The organism is Maridesulfovibrio spiralis (SeqCode) (assembly GCF_048571135.1).
GTDB lineage: Bacteria > Desulfobacterota > Desulfovibrionia > Desulfovibrionales > Desulfovibrionaceae > Maridesulfovibrio > Maridesulfovibrio spiralis.
On sequence record NZ_CP182344.1, the window covers coordinates 3,813,507 to 3,834,004 of the forward strand.

Genomic DNA, 20,498 nt, shown 5'->3' on the forward strand with positions numbered 1-20,498 from the left:
TAAATCTATTTTATCTGCTTCTTCCAAGGGTCGGTTTTGAACCAATGTTGGTAGCGTGTTTGAAGCCAGCCGTCAGAAGTGCAGATCCTTATCCAGTTGTTTAAATATGTTAAGAAATCAATGTCGCCTTTACGAACCGCAAATCCACTTGGTTCACGGGTAAATCCGTTTTTCATAGGTAAGTACAATTTTTTGGAATACTTCTTTGCAAGTATCTCCGGCAGCGGTTGCGAGGCCATAAGACATGATATTTCGCCTTTCAGCAATGCCTTGATGGAAGCTTCCTCGCTCTTGAAGGTTACGGACTTGGCCTTGGGAGTATAGTTTTTCACCGCGCTTTCGGCTGTAGTTCCCAGACGTACACCGATTATGATTTTAGGACTGTTGAGATCTGATAAGGATCTTAACTGTGCCGGACCGCCAACCTTGGCGTTACTGTAATCCGCGCGGGTCATTTTTCCAGTGGCAACATCCTTATTGGCGACGATAGACATTGAGTTGAATTCATATGGGTCGGAAAAGTGGACCTTTAAGATTCGTTCCGGTGTCATGTTCATGCCACTGATAATGATATCAAACTTGTGGTCTACCAAGGCAGGAATCATTTCATCCCATTCGGTGGGCACGAAGCTTACTTGCACTCCCATGTCCAAGGCAAGCCTCTTGGCTACATCGACTTCAAATCCTCTGAACTGACCATTTTCGTCTTTCATGGACCATGGTTCAAAAGCAGCAAATCCGACTTTAAGGACTTTACGGTTGAGTATTTTTTCCAAAGTGCCGCTTTTTGAATAGGCTCTTCCGATGTCTTCAGCCAAAACCGGAAAGGCCAGGCTGAGGGTTAGAATTACTGTTGCAACGCTTACGCAGGCAGTTCTCCATAAAGTCATCGTAACCTCCGATGTTAATCTACGTCCTTAATTCCGATCGATGGCGCTCGTAAAAAGAAGAACGTAATTTAGAATGGGTCACTTTAATTATAAGCGATACGTAAAAATTCTGGAAGCATTTAATAAAAAAGACAAAACTGTCATTCAAAACTTAGATCTGCAATGTAAAACAGTCTGAAAAACAATTGTAGAAACGCCCCCACGACATATTTGTCTGTGGGAGCATTCTGTTTAATGAATTGCGGCAGACTCGATTATTCTACCTGTGATTTCCAGTCTTCGGTTTTGAACCAGTAGTTGTAGCGGGCTTCGAGCCAGCCTTCAGAGTTGCAGACCCTGATCCAGTTGTTGAGGAAATTAAGGAAATCAGGATCGCCCTTGCGGACTGCGAAACCGATGGGCTCGCTGGTGAAGTCAGCCTGCAGGGGCAGGTAAAGCTTATTGGGGTATTTCTTGACCAGATTTTCCGGCAGGGGGTTGGAAGCCACGAGGCAGGCAGCCTTTCCATTGAGAAGCTCCTGAATGGAAGCCGCTTCATCATTGAACTTTAGGATGTTAGCCTTGGGCAGGAAGTTTTTTGCAGCTTTTTCAGCAGTGGTGCCGAGGCGGACGGAAACACGGGTTTCAGCATTGTTGAAATCGGTAAGTGAAGATTTGTCTGCTGCAACGTCCTTGTTGGCAACGATAGACATACCGCTGAACTCATAAGGATCGGAAAAGTTTACCTTCAGGTTTCTTTTGGGAGTAATGCCCATACCGCCGATGATGATATCGAATTTACCGGTCAGCAGTGCTGGGATGATGCCGTCCCATTTTGTAGGGATGAAACGGATTTTAACGTCCATGTCGGAGGCGAGACGTTTGGCTACATCAATTTCAAAGCCGATAAAATCGCCATTTTTATCTTTCATGGCCCACGGTTTGAAGGTTGAAAAGCCTACACGCAGTGTTTTACGTTTCTGGATGGTTTCAAGGGCGCTGTCCTGAGAGAGTGCTTGTCTTGCATCTCCTGCCCAGACTGCGGATGAAAGGCCCATAATCAGTATCACGGTGGTAATACCCACGCTGACGGTTTTCCATAAGGTCATTTTTTCCTCCGGGTTGTTTAATTGGTGAATTACCATTCGCTTTTAAATTTTCGGGCTGCGTTATCCAGCATCCAAGAAAGCAAAAGCGTAATCACAAGATATATGGCGGCTACGGTAAACCATATCTCAAAAGTTAAAAAGGTTTCTGAAATTATTGATTGTCCCTGCATGGTCAGGTCATAAATGGCGACGGTGCTTACCAGCGCAGAATCTTTGACCAGGGCGATGGCCTGTCCCGCCAGCGGAGGCGCAATGCGCGGGACCGCCTGTGGAAGGATTACGTTGCAATAAGCAAAGCGTTTATCACCGCCCAGACTGAAGGCCGCTTCCCATTGACCCCGGTCAATGGAAGTGATTCCGGCCCGGAAAATCTCCGAAGCGTAGGCTCCTTCAAACAGGCTCAGGGCAATAACTGAAGCCCAGAAACCATCTATGCCGATGATAGGAGCTACAACAAAATAAATGAAGAAAAGCTGGATCAATAGCGGGGTATTGCGGATCAATTCAAGATAAATCCGGGCAAGACCCTTGGCGGTGAATGAATTTGATAGGCGCATAATTGCCGTACCAAGGCCAATGGCAAAGGTGAGCACAAAGCTGAGTCCGGTAATTTTCAAGGTAATTGCCAGTCCCTGCAAGAGCAGGCCGGGAGTTAATTTTCCGTTATTTAGGGAAAATATGAATTCCGGCACTCGGAACCATTGCCAGTTGTACCCAAGCGTTTCTGTTCCTCTGTAAAGAAGGTAGCAGAAACCGATAGCGATTATACAGAAAAGCAGGGAGTCGATGATGAAAATTTTATTATCGGCCTTTGGTTGCTGACCGTCAGAATCAAACATATGTCTCAAATACTATGAAATTAAATACAAATCCAGAATGTTGTTAAATTAGTCAAGTCAACGACAATTTAGATGAATTGCTGGTACTTTTTAACTGCGGTTAAAAAAAATCCCTCTCAATCCAAAAGAAAAGAGAGGGATTTTTGATTGCGATGGGAATGTTTTTTACATCATTCCGGATACTTTGTTCATCAGGCGAACAAGCTGGTTGGTGAAGCTTGCTTCGTTATCGTACCAGATGATGAGCTTGAGCATTTTGCCGTCCATTACTTCAGTCAGCGGACCGTCAACAACACCGCCGTGGGTGTCGCCGAGATAGTCGGTGGAGACAAGAGGCATTTCAGTGTAACCCATGTGTTCATTTGCAGCTTTTGCAAGAACAGCATTAACTTCTTCTTTTGTGGTGCTGCGGCCGAGGTCACAGGTCAGGTCCACAAGAGAAACGTTGGGTGTGGGAACGCGGATGGACATACCATCAAGTTTGCCTTCCAGTTCCGGGATAACCATGGTTACTGCTTTTGCGGCCCCAGTGGTGGTCGGAACCATGTTCACCGCGCATGCACGGGCACGACGGATGTCTTTGTGGGAACCGTCCAGCACTCTCTGGCTCATGGTGTATGCATGTACGGTGGTCATCAGACCGCGCTCAAGACCAAATTCATCGTTGATGACTTTGGCAACGGGGGCCAGACAGTTGGTGGTGCAGGACGCACCGGAAATAATATTATGTTCCGGTGTGAGGTCGTCATCGTTTACACCCATAACGACAGTAATATCTGAATCAATGCCGGGTGAACTGAGGATAACTTTTTTTGCACCGCAGGCCATATGCTTTTCACAGCTTGCACGGTCACGGAATTTACCGGTGCTTTCAACAACCATTTCACAGCCGAGGTCTTTCCAAAGCCACTCACCGGGAGCGCATCTGGTTACTTTGACCTGTTTGCCATTAATGGTGAATCCTTCCTCGTTTGCTTCAACTTCAGCAGGGTAGGTCCCATGAACAGAATCGTGTTTGAAAAGAAGAGCGAGGTCTTCATTTGATGCACGGGCGTTGATTGCGACAAGGTCAAAATCTTTACTGTCGTGAATCAGGCGGACGAGGTAGCGCCCGATTCTGCCAAACCCATTAATACCAACTTTTACAGCCATTGCTTATTTTCTCCTTATTGTGTCTCCTTTTTCTGAAAATCCCGACAAGTTCTCTGGCGAGTCCGGTCTTTATCAGAACAGCGGCGGCGAATCACTGAACAGCCGCGATTTTCCCTGGTGCGGCGGTGCTTCATGCCCGGAGACTGGCTTCCCTTTGACATCTATTATAATAGATGCGGATCCCTGGTTTATTTTATTACAGGCCGCTTTATTCCCTAAAAAAAGCGGCCTGTAAAAACTATATAGTGTTGGAGCAGCCCAGCACGTTGATCATTTTGTGGCGGACCATCTCTTTAACGGCCTTGCGGGATTCACCCAGATAACCACGCGGATCAAATACGGTAGGGTTCTCTGCCAAGAACTTGCGGATTACGCCGGTCATTGCGAGGCGGATATCAGTATCGATATTGATTTTGCAGACTGCTTTGGAAGCAGCTTTGCGCAGCAGGTCTTCGGGCACACCTTTTGCGCCTGCGATGTCGCCGCCGAATTCATTAGACATTGCTACGAATTCAGGAACGACGCTTGATGCGCCATGGAGTACGATTGGGTAATTCGGCATCAGAGCTGCGATTTTATCAAGACGGTCAAAGTCAAGCTTTGCTTCGCCTTTAAATTTGTATGCTCCGTGGCTGGTTCCGATAGCGATAGCTAAAGAGTCGCAACCTGTGCGTTCTACGAATTCAACTGCTTCGTCTGGATCAGTGTATATGCTCTTTTCGGAAGAAACATGCCCTTCGACACCGGCAAGGCGACCCAGCTCGGCTTCAACCCATACGCCTTTGTCGTGAGCGTATTCAACAACCTTTTGGGTCATGGCAATGTTTTCTTCGTAAGGAAGATGAGAACCGTCGATCATAACGGATGAGAATCCACCGTCGATTACTTCCTTGCAAATTTCAAAGTTTGCGCCGTGGTCGAGGTGGAGTACTACAGGAAGATCACTTTCTTCCAGAGCTGCTTCCACGAGTTTAGTAATGTAAATCAGGCCGGCATATTTTTTAGCACCGGCAGAAACCTGCAGGATAAGGGGAGCTTTTTCTTCGCTGCCCGCTTCCATTATCCCCTGAATGATCTCCATGTTGTTCACATTGAACGCGCCAATGGCATAGCCGCCGGCATAAGCTCCCTCGAACATTTCCTTGGGCGAAACTAGTGGCATGTAATCCTCCTTAGTGGATTATACTTAAATGATGACGCGGCAGTTTATCTGAAATTATTATCCGGCAGCCAAAATGTTTGCCTGCCTTACTTCCCTTATTCAGTAGATCTTGCCGCAAATTAGTTCCAAATACACCTTTATATATCCTATCAGGAAACAAAATGTCCACATCCCTTTATAAAAGGATATGGACTAGGCACCGAAACTTTGCTTCAGAGTCGCAATTGCCTCCCGATCGGTGAAATCAAAATGCAACGGAGTTATGGTGATATGCCCTTTAGTCAGCAGGTCCCGGTCTGTGCCGGGGCTGATCTTTTCTTTAGGCATAACTCCGTCCAGCCAGTAATATTTATGGCCGCGCGGGTCTTCACGGGTTTCATACCAGTCCTGCCATGAAACGCGGGTGTGGCGGCAGATTTTAAGTTCTTCCGCTTCTTTGACCGGTACAGCCGGAAAATTCAAATTGACGACAGTCTTTTCTCCGAGATTCGTCCAGGGGATTTTTTTCAGCAGTTCAGCGCAGTAATCGCCCTGATCTGTAAGCTCTTCGGGCTTGAAGCTGTCATAGGATACAGCCATGGCCGGATAGCCCATCAGCGCACCTTCTGTTGCAGCTGAAACTGTTCCTGAGTATAAAATATCCACACCAACGTTGGCCCCGCTATTGATCCCGGAAACGACGATGTCCGGTTTATCTTCCAACAGTGTGGTTAATGCGAGCTTGACGCAATCCACCGGAGTTCCATAAACACCCAGACCGGTAAAACCATCTTCGTCAAATCTCTTGACACGAAGGGGTGAGGAGAGCGATACGGCGTGTCCCACAGCGGACTGTTCCGTTACCGGGGCAACAACCTGAACATTCATTCCGGCCCTGATCAGGCTGTGATATAAGGCTCGCAGGCCGATAGCCTGAATGCCGTCGTCATTGGTGAGAAGGATATTCATCAATTTTCTCCGCTGGACATTGCAAAAATAATTGGACAGCCAACCCGTGGGTTGACTATGAATACAAATTCCGGGCAGTTATAAAAAACTGGCTCGGTAAGTTTAAAAAACGCATCGCCTGTTGGCGAGGTATCAAAGCAATTCAGGAATAGCAAGAAGTGTCGCAAAAATATACATATATTAAAGATCTTATAAACGGGGAGAGAGTTAAAGATATCTTTCTTGTCGGTGATGCCCAACTGCGTGAATCAAGGAACGGACCATTCTGGAATCTTCGTTTACAGGATAATTCCGGTGTTGTTGAAGCGAAGATATGGAGTCCTTTAAGTCAAAATTTCCGGTCACTTGAAGCAGGTATGTTTGTTGTCGCCGGAGGTCTGGTCGGATCTTTCAGGGATAAACCACAGCTGACCGTAGAAGTTCTTAATATTCTTGACCCTGAAGTCGCAAGGTTGGATATTACTGATTTTCTTCCTTCCAGTGCAGAGAAACCCGAAGATATGATGCAGGAGCTGGATTATCTAATCGCCGAACACATGGTCCACCAGCCTTGGAAAAAGTTTTGCCGCAGGGTTCTTAAAGATGAAGCCGTACATGGCAGACTTCTGACTGCTACCGGAGCAAAAGCTGTTCATCACGCTTATGTTGGTGGATTGCTTGAACATACATTGGCTGTTGCTAAGTTGTGCATGTCCATTTGTGATAATTATCCGGAAGTTGACCGGCAGGTTGTTCTTGCCGCTGCTATTTTTCATGATCTAGGCAAGGCATGGGAGCTTTCCGGAGGGCTGACCAATGATTACACTGATGAAGGGCGGTTGTTAGGGCACATTCATATCGGCGTTGAAGTACTTGAACCTTTTTTGCAAAAGGCCAGAGACCTTGATCCGAAGCTGAAACTTCACTTGAAGCATCTAATTCTTTCGCATCACGGAGAATATGAGTTTGGTGCCCCTAAGCGACCGAAAACGCCGGAAGCATTTATTTTGCATTTCGCGGATAATATTGACGCAAAAATGAACACTATTTTTGCTGAGCTGGGCAAGCTGGACGGTTCTGAAAGTAACTGGACCCCGTATCAGCGGTTTTTGGACAGATATTTATATAAGGCGGAAAAATCTCCCGATAACCCGTCGAGCAAATGTGAACTCAAAAAATCGGAGGCTCAATGTTCATTACCTTTGAAGGAATAGAAGGTACCGGAAAAACAACTCAGATCAAAATGCTTACCGCCTTTCTTGAGGAATCCGGGCGTGAAGTGGATGTCACACTTGAGCCGGGCGGTAGCCGTATCGGTAAAGAATTGCGTAAGATTCTTCTGAATATGGACAGTACCGATATAACCGGTGAATGCGAGCTTTTCCTGTATCTTGCCGACCGGGCGCAGCATGTAGGGCAGGTAATTAAGCCTGCTGTTGAAGCTGGTAAAATCATTATCTCCGATCGGTTCGCAGATTCTACCATTGTTTATCAGGGATATGGGCGTGGGCTTGATCCCAAGCTTCTGCGCGAACTTAATGATGTTGCGGTTTCAGGACACTGGCCCGACTTGACTATCCTGCTTGATATTGAACCGGAGATCGGTCTCAAACGTGCCATGACCCGCAATCTGCAGGAAAATAAGATGCAGGAAGAAGGGCGTTTCGAAGCGGAGTCCATTGAGTTCCATAGTCGGGTAAGGGAAGGTTATCTGACTTGGGCTGCTCTGAATAACGATCGCATTGTGGTTATTAATGCTGATCAAACTCCCGATGAGATCTTTGCTGAGATCAAAGAGAAGGTAGCTGAACGTTTGCAAAACAAATAAGCTAGTAAATTAGTATATTATTTAAGAAGCGCGGCCTGTTAGGCTGCGCTTTTTTTTGGCATTTTAATCAGTGTTACTTTTAATTGTTTTGGTGTGATTTTCGTGTTTGTTATTTTTAAACGCATGCATTGTTTTGATGGAGTATAATTACTTATAAAGTCTGACTTTAATGTATAACATTATATAAAAAGTAATACTTGGTGTTATTTTTGTCTATAATTCAACAAAACAAGCATCTAAAACAATAATCTGCCATTTTGGGTTGACGCTGTGATAGTAAAATGGTTTAAGAGTAATTAGAATTTTCAATACATTAGCGTTCGCATGACAGGAAATATCATAGAGGTACTGACTTAAATGGAATGCTGATGATGATAAAATTAGTGCGCATTGCGGTTTCGGGGCGGATATGTTTCCGGCTCATGTTTGAAGGCTGCAATGTCAGAGGGTTAAACCCACTGATCTTTAATTAGAGGATGGAGGTTTTTATGAAATTCTCTGTGGGACTCGGAAAGGATGGAGCGGAACAACGCCTGGAGCAGAATGGCGTCTCCCGCCGCGATTTCATGAAGTTCTGCGCAACAACCGCCGCTGTAATGGGGATGGGGCCCGCTTTTGCGCCAACTGTAGCGGAAGCCCTGACACAGAAAAAGCGTCCTTCTGTTGTCTATCTGCATGCAGCCGAATGTACTGGCTGTTCAGAAGCTGTTCTTCGTACTGTTTCTCCTTATATTGATGCTCTTATTCTCGACACCATTTCTCTCGACTACCATGAAACCATCATGGCAGCTGCCGGACATGCTGCCGAAGAAGCACTGCATCAAGCAGTACATTCTCCCGATGGCTACATCTGTGTAGTTGAAGGTGGTATCCCGACTATTGAAGGTGGTGCCTGGGGTAAAGTCGGGGGTAAAACAATGCTCGAAATCGTGCAGGAAATCGTTCCGCACGCTAAAGCAACCATCTGCATCGGTACCTGTGCATGCTACGGTGGTGTTCAGGCTGCAGCTCCGAACCCATCCAAGGCTAAAGGTGTTTCTGACGCGCTCGGCGGCGTAACCACCGTTAACCTGCCCGGTTGTCCGACTAACCCGTTCAACTTCGTCGGTACCGTTGTTCATTACCTGACAAAGGGTATACCCGAGCTTGATGATGTTGGTCGCCCGACCCTCTTCTACGGTGAGTCCGTGCATGACAACTGCCCGAGACTTAAGCATTTCGACAATGATGAATTTGCACCTTCCTTTGCATCCGAAGAAGCCAAAAAAGGCTACTGCCTGTACGAACTCGGATGTAAGGGCCCGGACACCTACAACAACTGTCCGAAAGTCAAGTTTAATCAGACCAACTGGCCTGTTGAGGCCGGGCACCCCTGCATCGGTTGTAGTGAGCCCGATTTCTGGGATGAAATGAGCCCGTTCTACGAGCAGAGTTAGTGCTCTCTATTACTTAAAGTTATTAAACTAACTTTCAATTCTTTTGGAGGATTGTATATGTCTGGTTGCAAGGCTAAATCGGGCCCCGCAGTAGCGGCGACCCCTTTTGATAAAAACTACACCGGTCCGGTGATTGTCGACCCGCTTACCAGAATTGAGGGACACCTCAAGATTGAAGTTGAGGTCGAAAACGGTAAAGTCAGCAACGTTTGGAGTAGTTCCCAGCTCTTCCGTGGTCTGGAAATTATCCTGAAGGGCCGTGATCCCCGTGATGCACAGCACTTCACCCAGCGTTCCTGCGGTGTTTGTACTTACACCCATGCTCTGGCTTCCACTCGTTGTGTTGACAATGCAGTTGGTGTTGATAAAGTTCTGCCCGAAAACGCACGTCTTATCCGTAACCTCGTGCTCGGCGCTCAGTACCTGCATGACCATATTGTCCACTTCTATCATCTGCATGCCCTTGACTGGGTTGATGTAGTCAGCGCGCTTCAGGCAGACCCCGTAAAGGCTGCTAAAATTGCTAACAGCCAGTCTTCACGCGTCACCAAGCCTGAAGATCTGAAAGCTGTTCAGGAAAAGCTGAAAAAATTTGTTGATTCCGGCCAGCTCGGTATCTTTACTAACGCTTACTTCCTCGGCGGACACGATGCATACTACCTGCGTCCTGAAGAAAACCTCATTGCTACCGCTCACTATCTCGAAGGTCTGCACCTTCAGGTTAAGGCTGCACGTGCAATGGCTGTTTTCGGCGCAAAGAACCCGCACACCCAGTTCACCATCGTTGGCGGCGTAACCTGCTACGAATCCCTGACTCCGAAACGTATTCAGGAGTTCAAGGATCTTTATAACGAAACAATGGCATTTGTTAACGAATGCTACATTCCTGACCTGCTGATGGTTGCATCTTACTACAAAGATTGGGCTGGAATCGGCGGTACTACCAACTTCCTGACCTTCGGTGAATTCCCCGAAGTTGAAGCAGACATCAACAGCCGCTTCCTTGAGCAGGGTGTAATCATGAACCGTGACCTCTCCAAGGTTATGGATTTCAACCCCGATTCCATCAAGGAAGATATCAGCCACAGCTGGTATGATGGTGATTCTTCTCTGCATCCGTATGATGGCGAAACCGATCCTAAGTATACCAACTATGAAGATCGTGACCGTTACTCCTGGATGAAGGCTCCCCGCTACAAAGGCGAGTCCATGGAAGTTGGTCCGCTGGCACAGATGCTCGTATCCTACGCTCGAGGCAACAAGGACGTTGTTCCTGTTGTTAATCATGTTCTGTCCACCCTCGGTGTCGGACCCGAAGCTCTGTTCTCCACCCTGGGTAGAACCGCAGCCCGTGGTATCGAAACTGTTGTGGCCGGGAATAAAATGACTGAATGGGTTAACAACCTCGAAGATAACGTTGCTTCCGGTAACACTGATCTCGCAGTTGAATGGGAAATGCCTGATGAAGCGGAAGGTGTTGGCTTTGTTGGCGCACCCCGTGGCGGCCTGTCCCACTGGATCAAGATTAAAAACAAGAAGATCGAAAACTTCCAGCTTGTTGTTCCTTCAACCTGGAACCTCGGTCCCCGTTGTAACCAGAACAAAATGTCCGCAGTTGAAGAAGCCCTCATGGGTACTCCTATCGCAGACGCCAAGCGTCCTGTCGAAATCCTGCGTACAGTTCACTCCTATGACCCCTGTATCGCTTGCGGCGTACACGTCATCGATGCTGCGACCAACGAAGTTCACAAGTTCAAGATCCTCTAGTCGGTTAAAGCTTCAAGAAAATATTACGGGAGCCTGCATTGCAGGTTCCCGTTTTTTTGATTGCCTCCGGCGGCCTCGCGGGGCGCCCTGCCGGGAGCCTTAAACCCTTTGAAAAGGGTTTAAGAATCCCAAACTTTTTTAGCGAGGCTTCGCCGTGATGGGTTTTGGGTTTTTGATCATAATATTTTGATTTTTTTATTGAATTTCCATTCCGAATTGGGCTACACAGGTTTATAGGGATGGAATAGAGATGGATTGTAAATAATTTTCTAAGAACCCGTAGCGAAGCCTATTAAAAAGTTTTGAAGAGTCCAAAGAAACTTTTTCCAAAAGTTTCTTTGGCCCTCGGAGAGACCGCCGGTAGGCCCGCCGGAGGCATCCAAGTGACAGAAGACAGAAAAATTTTAGTTTTAGGTGTGGGAAACATACTTTTTACTGATGAAGGCATTGGTGTAAAAGTGGTAACTGAACTTCAGAAAGAATATTCATTTTCCGAGAACGTGGAGCTGATGGATGGCGGTACGCTTGGAACCAAGCTTATGGGCCCCATGATGGAATGTGATTTCCTGATTGTAGTGGATGCCGTGCTTGGTAATGATGAGCCCGGTTCGGTTTATCGCTTGACAGGAGACGATTTGCGTAAGAGTCTTGGTTTTAGAGATTCCATCCATCAGACTGACCTGCTTGATACAATGGTCCTGTGTGAATTGTGTGACAGGCGTCCGGAATGCGTGGTTATCGGGGTAGAGCCCAAAGATTATCAGACCATGCATGACGAAGTCTCTGACGTTACGCTGGCACGGCTTCCTTTTATGATGGAAAAGGTGCTTGATGAAGTGTCCGCTGCGGGCGGAAGTTATGAAAAGATGGCCTAGTGCCAAGAAGGGGTGTTTTTCATGTGTTTAGCTATTCCTGTTCAGATTAAGTCCATTGAGAATCAAGTAGCCAAATGTAAGGTTGGAGAGGGTGAGACTTACCTTGATGCTTCCCTGATGCTCCTTGCTGATGAAGTTGAAATTGACGATTATCTCATCGTTCACGCCGGTTTTGCTCTTCGCAAACTTGACCCGAAAGAAGCAGAAGAAACCTTGAAAATTTTACGCGATATGATTGAACTTACTGAAGCTGAGAAAAATAAAGCATGCAATGCTTAGCTTAGCTGTTTGAGCCATGCATAAAAAAATCCCGGCAACTTGATCAAGTTGCCGGGATTTTTTGTGTTTAGATAATCTTCTTTAGCTTGTGAACTTCTTCTTGATTCCGAGAAGAGTAAGCAAAGATGCGCCGAGCAGCCAGATTGCTCCGGGGATAGGAGTTGCAGCACTGGGCTTTTCAACGACATAACCGTTGATCATTCTGGAGACTGCTGAACCTTCGTCGTTCCACTGGAAATTAAAACGCTGGTCCGCGCTTAAATGCATTTCATCAATTCTTGCATTGTTGGGTTCTGCACTATACCAATCGGTAAAATTCCACTCTTCACCAGTGACCCAATGCCAATTTGCTGTAGGATTCTGTCTATTAGAGTCGCCAGTCTGGAATGCACCAAGCCAATATGCCTTATCCTGTCCCTGAAGGACTGTGCTCTTAAGGAAGTTGCTTTCAGCTGCAGAGGTTATTGTAACCAGATGTCCACCAGTTGCTTCTGCGGCAAGCTTTGCATCATTCCAATTAATTCCGCTGGATTGAACAATGGTGTATTCCGATCCACCGAAAGAGAAGGTTGATGCCAGAGTCGTTTGACTTGAAAGCAAAAGTAAGCTCAACGCAAGTAAAATTACGTTATAATATCTCATTATAGACCTCCCCGTCATTCATGAGTAATTTTCTAACTATATACTTTATGCATAAATTTTGGTTTATGCAAGCAATGCTGATAAAATTATAACTTGTCATTGATGTATGTTTCTTAATTGCATAAATAACAGTGCGTTAAAATGGCTATGATTTTTGAAAAAATACCGCTGTTCAACGTCAAGATTCAGTGGTAATTAAGCACTACGAAATTTAAGTGAATCTTTTGGAGATATTATGATAAATAAAGATAGAATTTTAAGTCTTTTTTTTGATCTGGTAAAAATTGATAGCCCCTCGCTTCAGGAAAAAGAAGTCGCAGTTTACTTGCGTAAAATAATGGAAGAAAGAGGCTATGAAGTTCGTGAAGATAATGCCGGAAAAGCCAGCGGCGGTAATACAGGGAACCTCATTGTCCGCGTTCCTGCTACCGGAGAAGGTGATCCTATCGCTTTTTCAGCACATATGGATTGTGTTCAGCCTTGCATTGGCGTTGAGCCTATTATTGATGGTGACGTCATACGCAGTGCCGGAGCAACTGTTCTTGGCGGTGACGACAAAGCAGGGATTGCCATGGCAATTGAAGCCTTGAGCCATCTTGAAGATGAATCTATCCCGCATCCTGAAATTTATTTTGTATTCTCTATCTGTGAAGAGTCCGGCATGCATGGGGCAAAGAACCTTGATACCGACCTGCTTCCCACAAAAGATATCGTTATCCTTGATTCCAGTGGAGATGTAGGAACTATTGTTGTAGCCGCACCTGCAAAGGCCGGAATCACTATGACTTTCATCGGCAGGTCTGCCCATGCCGGAATTGCTCCTGAAGAGGGGATCAGCGCCATTCAAATTGCAGCCGAAGCCGTTTCTGGAATGAACCTCCTGCGCATCGATGCTGAAACCACCGCCAACCTTGGTCGTATTGAAGGCGGAACTGTGACTAATATTGTGGCCGAAAGCGCGACTCTTACCGCTGAAGCACGGTCACTTGATGACGGTAAGCTTAAAGCCCAGCTGGAACACATGGAATCCTGTTGCGCTGCTGCGGTAGAAAAAGTTGGTGGAGATTATAAATTTGAATACGAAATTTCATATCCCGCCTTGCATGTTGCAGATGATAGTTCCATTCTTGAAAGCGTGGAGCAGGCCTGCAAAAATATTGGAGCTATTCCGAGTCGTGTGCCTACAGGTGGCGGCAGTGATGCTAATATACTGTATGGCAAAGGTTACAACGCTCTTACCCTCGGAATCGGTATGAGTAAGGTGCATACAACTGAAGAATTTATCGCTATCGATAGTCTGACCGGATGTGCTGAACTCGTAGCCGAAATTATGAAAAGTTAATTTTAATTCCCAGCCCGAAAGCTTTGTTTTCGGGCTGGTTTCACCGCTGATATTCGTCCAGCGCAATCAGTTAACGAATACGGAGACCTTAATGCCGTTACCGGAAAAAGATGCTATAATTTTTCATCCCATCGGACACATTTGTTCTCCCCATCAATCTCTTGAAGGCATGCCCATTCAACCTTCCGGAGCCAAAGATGTAGTAGGGAAGATAGAACTTCATGGTGCACTTGAAGAGGGATTGCAGGATCTTGAAGGGTTTTCGCACATCATTCTTTTGTATCATTTTCATAAAAATGAAGGTTTTAAACTGAAAGTAAAACCTTTTATGGATACTGTTGAACGCGGCCTTTTTTCCACCCGTGCACCGCGCAGGCCAAATATGATCGGCATGTCCACTGTGGAATTGCTGAGCATCGAAGGTAATATTCTGCACATTAAAGGTGTTGATATTCTTGATGGAACACCGTTGATTGACATTAAGCCATATGTCAAAAAATTTGATGCTGTCCCTGCTGACCGCTTTGGGTGGCTGGAAGAGAATGCAGATAAATCCGAGTTACTTAAATCTGATGAACGTTTTGTAAGAGATTAGCCCGTAAGGATTTTTATTTATATAAATCCAGATTTCTTTGTTAGAAAGAATGCTCTGGATGATATGATTTGGTTTTACATCCTAAATGGTTCTCAATGCTAGTTACCTAAAAAAGACCCTGCCGAAGCAGGGTCTTTATGGGGAGGAGGATGAATTCCTTTCTATCTGATTCCTTCGGGGTGACAGGCGGAATTAACACAACCGGTCATTTCCTTGTCATTACCGAATTCTTTCACGTGGCAGCCGAGGCATGAAGCGCGCTTAAGGTCTTTGCGCTTGTAATGCATGGCTTTGAAGTAAGACTTGTAACCTTTGGTAGGTACAGGCTCAAAGTTAGTGTGACAATCGGCACAACTGGTCGGTTCCTTTGTCTTTTTCATCTTGTGATGGCAATCGGAACACTCATAGTTTTCATGGCTGGAGTGGTTGAATACTACTCCATGGTCTTTGTCACTTTTGCCCTTGATGAAGTTGATAACCAGATCATCATCAGGAGCGGTCCAATCTTCTTGTGCACCCGCGCCGATGGCGACGAACACAATGCCCATCATGCACAGGCAAGCGATCAATAATTTTTTCATCTTATTTCTCCTGCCTGCTAGGCTTTATTTTTAAGAGCGGTAAGGAAACCACGTCTTGATGTTTTAGACGGGCTGACCTTGGCCATGACAGTCTTGCGTTTATCAGCGGAGGCTACCAGAGTTTCGTGGTAGCTTTCCGGTTTGGTTTCGCAGAGGTAGATAACGCGGACATCGTCAGGATCGGCGAGGTATGCGTTGGGATTGGTTTTCTGCACTTCCGCAAGTCTTTCCTTGGCCAGCTTGAGCATGTCAGCACGGTCACCGAAGTTCATTGTTCCGGTGGGGCAGCTCTGTACACAGGCAGGCAGCATTCCCATTTCCACACGATCAATACACATATCGCATTTGGAGAAGAGACCGCTTTCGGGGTCCTGACGGGGAACGTTGTAAGGACACATTTCCCAGCCTTCAACCTTGCCTTTGGGCAGAACAGCCTTGTCGGTCATGACGACTGCGCCGGTCTTTTCGTCCTGCACAACTGCTCCGGGTGCGTACATGTTTGCGATGTACTTACAAGGAGGTTCAATGCAGTGACGGCACTGTTCCGGGAAGAAGAGCCAACGGAACTTGCCATCTTCGTCGCGGGCTTCGCTGAAGCGCACCAGACGGATGGTTTTGGAAGACAGATCCTGCGGGTTCTGATGGGAACCCACGTTGCGGGTCTGTTCCGCAGGGAGCTTTTTCCATTGTTTACAGGCAACCTGACAACCACGGCAGGCGGTACAAACGGAGAGGTCTACAAAGAAGCTTTTACCGGACATTATTTATCTCCCTCCTTCCACTTGCGGATGTTGACCATGAAGGCCTTGTACTCTGGGATACCGGTGTTCGGGTCACCCACGTTGGGGGTTACAATGTTTGCAGAATCACCGCCGTTCATAGGAGTGATCCAGCCGTAATGCCAAGGCATACCGACCATGTGAACGTCAGTTCCGTTGATGTTGTAAGGTTGGATACGTTCGGTAACCATAGCGATGGCCCAGAGTGATCCACGTACACTTTCTACGGTTACTTTTTCGCCGTTCTTGATGCCGCGCAGTTCAGCCAGTTCAGGACTGATTTCAACAAACATCTGAGGTTCGGCTTCAACCAGCCATGACTGCCAACGGGTCATAGAGCCGGTCTGCCAGTGTTCGGTTATACGGTAGGTGGTACCAACGAAGGGGTAGCGCGGGTCGCAGACTGCTTTTTCCTCGCCCTTGATCTGTACCGCTGTTGGGTTGTGCAGGGTTTTGGAGAAAGGATGGTTGTCGACCGGGCATTCCAACGGCTCGTAGTACTCAGGCAGGGGACCGTCAGCGCGGCCGGGGCCGAAGAGCTGTCCAAAGCCGTTTTTACGCATGATGAACGGATGACGGGTTCCGGGCTTCCAGCCACCATCAGGAACATCACCGACCCACTTGGAGCCGTTCCACTTGATAACCGCTTTTTTGGGTGCCCAAGGCTGTCCCTTTTCATCAACAGAAGCTCTGTTGTAAAGGATGCGGCGGTTTACCGGCCAGCACCAAGTCCAGTTGGGGAAGAGTCCGATATTGGCCTGTTCCTTGGTTTGGGTGGCGTCGTGGCGTTCAGATTTGTTACCATCATCGGTCACGGAGTTGCAGTACAGCCAGTTACCGGAGGTAGTGGAACCGTCTGCCTGCAGATATGCGAAGCTTGGAACTTGTTGTCCCTTCTTGAACTTCTTACCTTTAACTTCACAGTCGCGGGTAAACCAGCCGTTACAGAGTTTGGCTGTTTTTTGCGCACTGAATTCCATGTGACCATGGTCGTTTTCTTCACACATGTTGTCGAAGCTGAGACGGGTGATAGGTTCAGGGTACACACCGCCTTCTTTTTCATACAGAGCTTTCAACTCTTCCCAGATTTCGTGGAAGTAGTGACCATCAGTCATTACATCTCCGAAAGTATCGGGACCCTTGTAACGCCACTGCATCCAGCGACCGGAGTTGGAAACGGAACCTTCTTTCTCGATTGCAGATGCACAGGGGATGAAGAAGGTTTCAGTTTTACATTTCTTAGTATCGATCTCGGGACCTTTCCAGAAGTCGCTTGTTTCGCACTGGAAAAGGTTTACGTTGACCATCCAGTCCAGTTTACCGAGAGCCTTACGGGTCTTGATAGAGTCGGAGCTGGAGCAGGCCGGGTTCATGCCCCAAACCAGACCGCCGGTGAATTTCCCTTCATACATGCGGTCGATGAGCGGAATCCAGGAGTACTGGCTGGCCTTGTGGTTATCGAGGCGCGGCAGATACTGGTAACCTTGATCAGGGGTGTCCTCGGAGTACATGGCTTTAATCAAGCTTGCTGAGTACTTGGGATAATGCTGCCACCAGTTTGCAGACTCAGGGTCGTTGCTCTTAGGAGTATAGGTATTGTTGTACTGCTCAAGAGTGTCCTGTCCGGCCAGAGGAGTTTTCAGATAGCCGGGGAGAATGTGATAGAGCAGGGCGTAGTCAGTGGAGCCCTGTACGTTACACTCGCCGCGAAGTGCGTTAACACCACCACCAGCAATACCGATGTTACCGAGCATGAGCTGGATGATAGCCATGGCACGGATGTTCTGTACGCCGACAGTGTGCTGGGTCCAACCCATAGCGTACATGATGGTACCGGCTTTATCTTTTTTACCGGTAGCGGTGTAGGTGTCATAAAGCATATCAAGATCTTTCACGGACACACCGGAGATGGAGGATACTTTTTCCGGGGTGTAGCGAGAGAAGTGCTTTTTCAGGATCTGGAATACACAATTGGGATCCTGCAGGGATTTATCCTGCTTGGGGATACCTTTGTCATCCAGTACAAAAGCCCACTTGGACTTGTCGTAAGAGTTGGTTTTGCTGTCAAAGCCGGAGAACAGGCCGTCTTTGAATTCATAACCATCACCTACGATGAAAGAAGCGTTAGTGTAATCAACCATATATTTATGGAAGTAACGCTTATTCTTAATGAGGTAGTTGATCATCCCGCCCAGTACAGCAATGTCAGTACCGGAACGCAGAGGGATGTATGCATCCGAGCGAGCGGAAGTACGGGTGAAGCGCGGATCAACGTGAATAATCTTTGCACCGCGTTTCTGTGCTTTTACAGCCCATTTGAAAGAAATGGGGTGGTTTTCGGCAGCGTTACTGCCCATTATCAAAATGCAATCACTGTTCTGAAGGTCATTCCAGTGGTTGGTCATCGCGCCGCGTCCGAACGACTCTACCAGAGCCGCAACAGTTGCGCTGTGTCAGATACGTGCCTGGTGCTCAACATAGACCAGGCCGAGTGAACGCATGAAGCTGTGCATTGCATAACATTCTTCGTTATCCAGCGCAGCGGAACCGAGAGAGGCGATACCCATGGTACGGTTAACGACCTGTCCCTTTGCATTTTTCTTTTCGAAGCTTTCATCGCGAGATTTTTTGATCAGCTGTGCGATGCGTTTTTTGCAGAAACTCCAATCTTTTTCTTCCCATTCAGTGGCGTAAGGAGCACGGTACAGGAATTTGCCGGGGCGCTTGGGGTTTTCGGTCATCTGGATAGATGCCGCACCCTTTGCACAGAGGGCACCTTCGTTAATGGGGTGGTCGGGGTTACCTTCCACGTTCAGTGCACGTTTGGTCTCGAGGTCGGTGTTAACCAGAAGGCCGCAACCAACTGAACAGAACGCACAGACTGATGTAGTCTGCTTGGTCCATTTAGGGCTGAGCTGTCTGGCACGGTCTTCGGCTGTGTTGGCAAAGGCCTTCCCAAGCCCGCCGAACGCCGGAACCGCAGCGAGACCGGCAGCTGCAGCAGTCGTCAGCTTCACAAAATCTCTACGATTAATATTCATCATCGCTCCTGAAATTTGAGGGTGTTCCAATCATCTGGATAACAACCTATCGGTCAAGAGGGATTAAAGAAAAAAAAAGTTGCTTGTTGAGTTAATGACACAACTTAATATATGCGCTTTTTGATATAATTATAAAATTGACGCTTATGTTATTGAATTTTAAGAACTAATTAGAATGCTCCTTATTCGTAGAGAGAAAAAGAGAATTTAATTCAGCGGTATTTGGATAATAAGCCTTTGAGAAGGTGTTGTGCTTTTAAGTGTTCGAAATAATATGATTTTATGTTTTAGCACTGAACTCTGGAATTGCCGCTAATGCTCTATTGTTACTAATCTGACATAATTGCTCAAAAAAAGAGGGAAATAGGGACTGTTTTTAAAATTGAAAACAGTCCCTATCAATGTTTTCAGCTACTTAGTGGCAATAATAGCAAATTCATTGCTTTTGGTTTGGTACTGATTTCCAGCTACATCGCTCAATAAGGTTGTATTGTTGAACCCGCAATTCTTAAATTCATCCCTTAAACTATCAGGACTGAAATACTGCAGCCAATTGTAAATTGTGCGGGTGCGGTTTTGTTCAATAATTGTGTATTTATCCAGCATCACTTTTTCCTGTTCATATTTAAATGTTTTCAGAAATCCGTAATACTCATTAGCAGACCAAAAACCATCCATGAGATTTGGTTCATATATTTGCCGTTCTTCCTGCTTGTTAAAGGCGGCAATAGAAAACACATCAAGTAGTAATGATCCGCCCGGTTTCAATAATTTATGAAATTTACGCAGCAAGTTGCTCCGCTGTGCCGGGTTAAGTGCACAAAAATCGCACATAATCATGGTAATGAGGTCAAAACTCTTGTTTGTCTCGAAATCAAGGTAGTCAGCCATGATGTAGCCTACCTTTATTTTCATGTCGCACGCTTTAGACCGGGCATATTCAATTGAGTTCCGGGAGAAATCAATACCGGTGACATCTGCTCCAGCAAGAGCGAATGCGGTTGTGTAAAAACCGGGACCGCACCCGAAATCAGCGACTTTTATTCCAGAAGATAATTTAAAGCGGTCTATTATCCATTCTGTGGATTCTGAAATAAATACAGCATTGCGGGAAGCCGCATCTATTTCAGGGTGTAAATGATAGTTCAGCATCTGTTTAGAGATGTGCTTGTCAGTCCATAATTCAGGTGCTGTATAGAATTCAAAAGGAAGAGGGCGTGAATTGATATCCAAAAGTTCTTTAAACATAACAAAGCCTTAATATCCTTAACTTGA

At 46.6% G+C, this 20,498-nt stretch carries 19 protein-coding genes; 8 read left to right on the forward strand and 11 right to left on the reverse strand.

Translation table 11 applies throughout. The features are described 5' to 3' along the window. Positions 1-5 precede the first annotated feature (5 nt). The 6 genes from ACNI29_RS17110 to surE all read right to left on the reverse strand — a co-directional run bounded on the left by ACNI29_RS17110 (position 6) and on the right by surE (position 6,079). Positions 6-890, reverse strand: coding sequence for a transporter substrate-binding domain-containing protein (locus tag ACNI29_RS17110; RefSeq protein WP_419779577.1), 885 nt, complete (start codon positions 888-890; stop codon positions 6-8). A 254-nt stretch (positions 891-1,144) separates the two neighbouring features. Then, complete coding sequence (locus tag ACNI29_RS17115) at positions 1,145-1,978, reverse strand: transporter substrate-binding domain-containing protein (protein WP_419779578.1); 834 nt, start codon at positions 1,976-1,978, stop codon at positions 1,145-1,147. Between the two features lie 29 nt (positions 1,979-2,007). Then, positions 2,008-2,817, reverse strand: a complete 810-nt coding sequence (locus tag ACNI29_RS17120) for an amino acid ABC transporter permease (protein WP_419779579.1) — start codon at positions 2,815-2,817, stop codon at positions 2,008-2,010. A gap of 165 nt (positions 2,818-2,982) precedes the next feature. Continuing rightward, on the reverse strand, positions 2,983-3,969 hold the full coding sequence (gene gap / locus ACNI29_RS17125; protein ID WP_419779580.1) for a type I glyceraldehyde-3-phosphate dehydrogenase: 987 nt from the start codon (positions 3,967-3,969) through the stop codon (positions 2,983-2,985). 238 nt (positions 3,970-4,207) lie between these two features. Further along, positions 4,208-5,131 (reverse strand): class II fructose-1,6-bisphosphate aldolase, encoded by a 924-nt coding sequence (gene fba, locus ACNI29_RS17130; RefSeq protein ID WP_419779581.1) that lies wholly within the window; start codon positions 5,129-5,131, stop codon positions 4,208-4,210. Positions 5,132-5,323: 192 nt separating this feature from the next. Next, entirely contained in the window at positions 5,324-6,079 is a 756-nt protein-coding gene (surE, locus tag ACNI29_RS17135) for a 5'/3'-nucleotidase SurE (RefSeq protein WP_419779582.1), read from the reverse strand. Positions 6,080-6,237: 158 nt separating this feature from the next. Here surE and ACNI29_RS17140 point away from each other — a divergent pair, with 158 nt between their 5' ends. The 6 genes from ACNI29_RS17140 to ACNI29_RS17165 all read left to right on the forward strand — a co-directional run bounded on the left by ACNI29_RS17140 (position 6,238) and on the right by ACNI29_RS17165 (position 12,243). After that, positions 6,238-7,272: a 3'-5' exoribonuclease YhaM family protein gene (locus tag ACNI29_RS17140; RefSeq protein ID WP_419779583.1), complete on the forward strand. Its 1,035-nt coding sequence runs from the start codon at positions 6,238-6,240 to the stop codon at positions 7,270-7,272. After that, positions 7,248-7,886: a dTMP kinase gene (tmk, locus tag ACNI29_RS17145; protein ID WP_419779584.1), complete on the forward strand. Its 639-nt coding sequence runs from the start codon at positions 7,248-7,250 to the stop codon at positions 7,884-7,886. The genes ACNI29_RS17140 and tmk overlap by 25 nt, the downstream gene beginning before the upstream one ends. A gap of 488 nt (positions 7,887-8,374) precedes the next feature. Further along, entirely contained in the window at positions 8,375-9,322 is a 948-nt protein-coding gene (locus tag ACNI29_RS17150; RefSeq protein ID WP_419779585.1) for a hydrogenase small subunit, read from the forward strand. 57 nt (positions 9,323-9,379) lie between these two features. Beyond that, complete coding sequence (locus ACNI29_RS17155; protein ID WP_419779586.1) at positions 9,380-11,089, forward strand: nickel-dependent hydrogenase large subunit; 1,710 nt, start codon at positions 9,380-9,382, stop codon at positions 11,087-11,089. A 383-nt stretch (positions 11,090-11,472) separates the two neighbouring features. After that, complete coding sequence (locus ACNI29_RS17160) at positions 11,473-11,964, forward strand: HyaD/HybD family hydrogenase maturation endopeptidase (RefSeq protein ID WP_419779587.1); 492 nt, start codon at positions 11,473-11,475, stop codon at positions 11,962-11,964. A gap of 21 nt (positions 11,965-11,985) precedes the next feature. Beyond that, positions 11,986-12,243 carry a HypC/HybG/HupF family hydrogenase formation chaperone gene (locus ACNI29_RS17165; RefSeq protein WP_419779588.1) on the forward strand — a complete coding sequence of 86 codons (258 nt, stop codon included), beginning with the start codon at positions 11,986-11,988 and terminating at the stop codon, positions 12,241-12,243. Positions 12,244-12,324: 81 nt separating this feature from the next. On the opposite strand, the gene ACNI29_RS17170 is transcribed toward ACNI29_RS17165, so the two are convergent. Further along, on the reverse strand, positions 12,325-12,885 hold the full coding sequence (locus ACNI29_RS17170; protein ID WP_419779589.1) for a lectin-like protein: 561 nt from the start codon (positions 12,883-12,885) through the stop codon (positions 12,325-12,327). Positions 12,886-13,120: 235 nt separating this feature from the next. Between ACNI29_RS17170 and ACNI29_RS17175 the strand changes: the two genes are divergently transcribed. Beyond that, a complete protein-coding gene (locus tag ACNI29_RS17175; RefSeq protein ID WP_419779590.1) occupies positions 13,121-14,227 on the forward strand; it encodes a M20/M25/M40 family metallo-hydrolase in 1,107 nt (368 codons plus the stop codon). A gap of 91 nt (positions 14,228-14,318) precedes the next feature. Beyond that, complete coding sequence (gene tsaA / locus ACNI29_RS17180) at positions 14,319-14,822, forward strand: tRNA (N6-threonylcarbamoyladenosine(37)-N6)-methyltransferase TrmO (protein WP_419779591.1); 504 nt, start codon at positions 14,319-14,321, stop codon at positions 14,820-14,822. A gap of 161 nt (positions 14,823-14,983) precedes the next feature. Here tsaA and ACNI29_RS17185 read toward each other — a convergent pair whose 3' ends face one another. The 4 genes from ACNI29_RS17185 to ACNI29_RS17200 form a co-directional block, all read right to left on the reverse strand. Beyond that, a complete protein-coding gene (locus tag ACNI29_RS17185; protein WP_419779592.1) occupies positions 14,984-15,403 on the reverse strand; it encodes a cytochrome c3 family protein in 420 nt (139 codons plus the stop codon). A gap of 17 nt (positions 15,404-15,420) precedes the next feature. Continuing rightward, positions 15,421-16,164 (reverse strand): 4Fe-4S dicluster domain-containing protein, encoded by a 744-nt coding sequence (locus ACNI29_RS17190; protein WP_419779593.1) that lies wholly within the window; start codon positions 16,162-16,164, stop codon positions 15,421-15,423. Continuing rightward, positions 16,164-19,223 (reverse strand): formate dehydrogenase-N subunit alpha, encoded by a 3,060-nt coding sequence (gene fdnG, locus ACNI29_RS17195; RefSeq protein ID WP_419779594.1) that lies wholly within the window; start codon positions 19,221-19,223, stop codon positions 16,164-16,166. Before fdnG ends, ACNI29_RS17190 begins: the two co-directional genes overlap by 1 nt. A 411-nt stretch (positions 19,224-19,634) precedes the next feature. Further along, on the reverse strand, positions 19,635-20,471 hold the full coding sequence (locus tag ACNI29_RS17200) for an SAM-dependent methyltransferase (protein ID WP_419779595.1): 837 nt from the start codon (positions 20,469-20,471) through the stop codon (positions 19,635-19,637). Positions 20,472-20,498 lie beyond the last annotated feature (27 nt).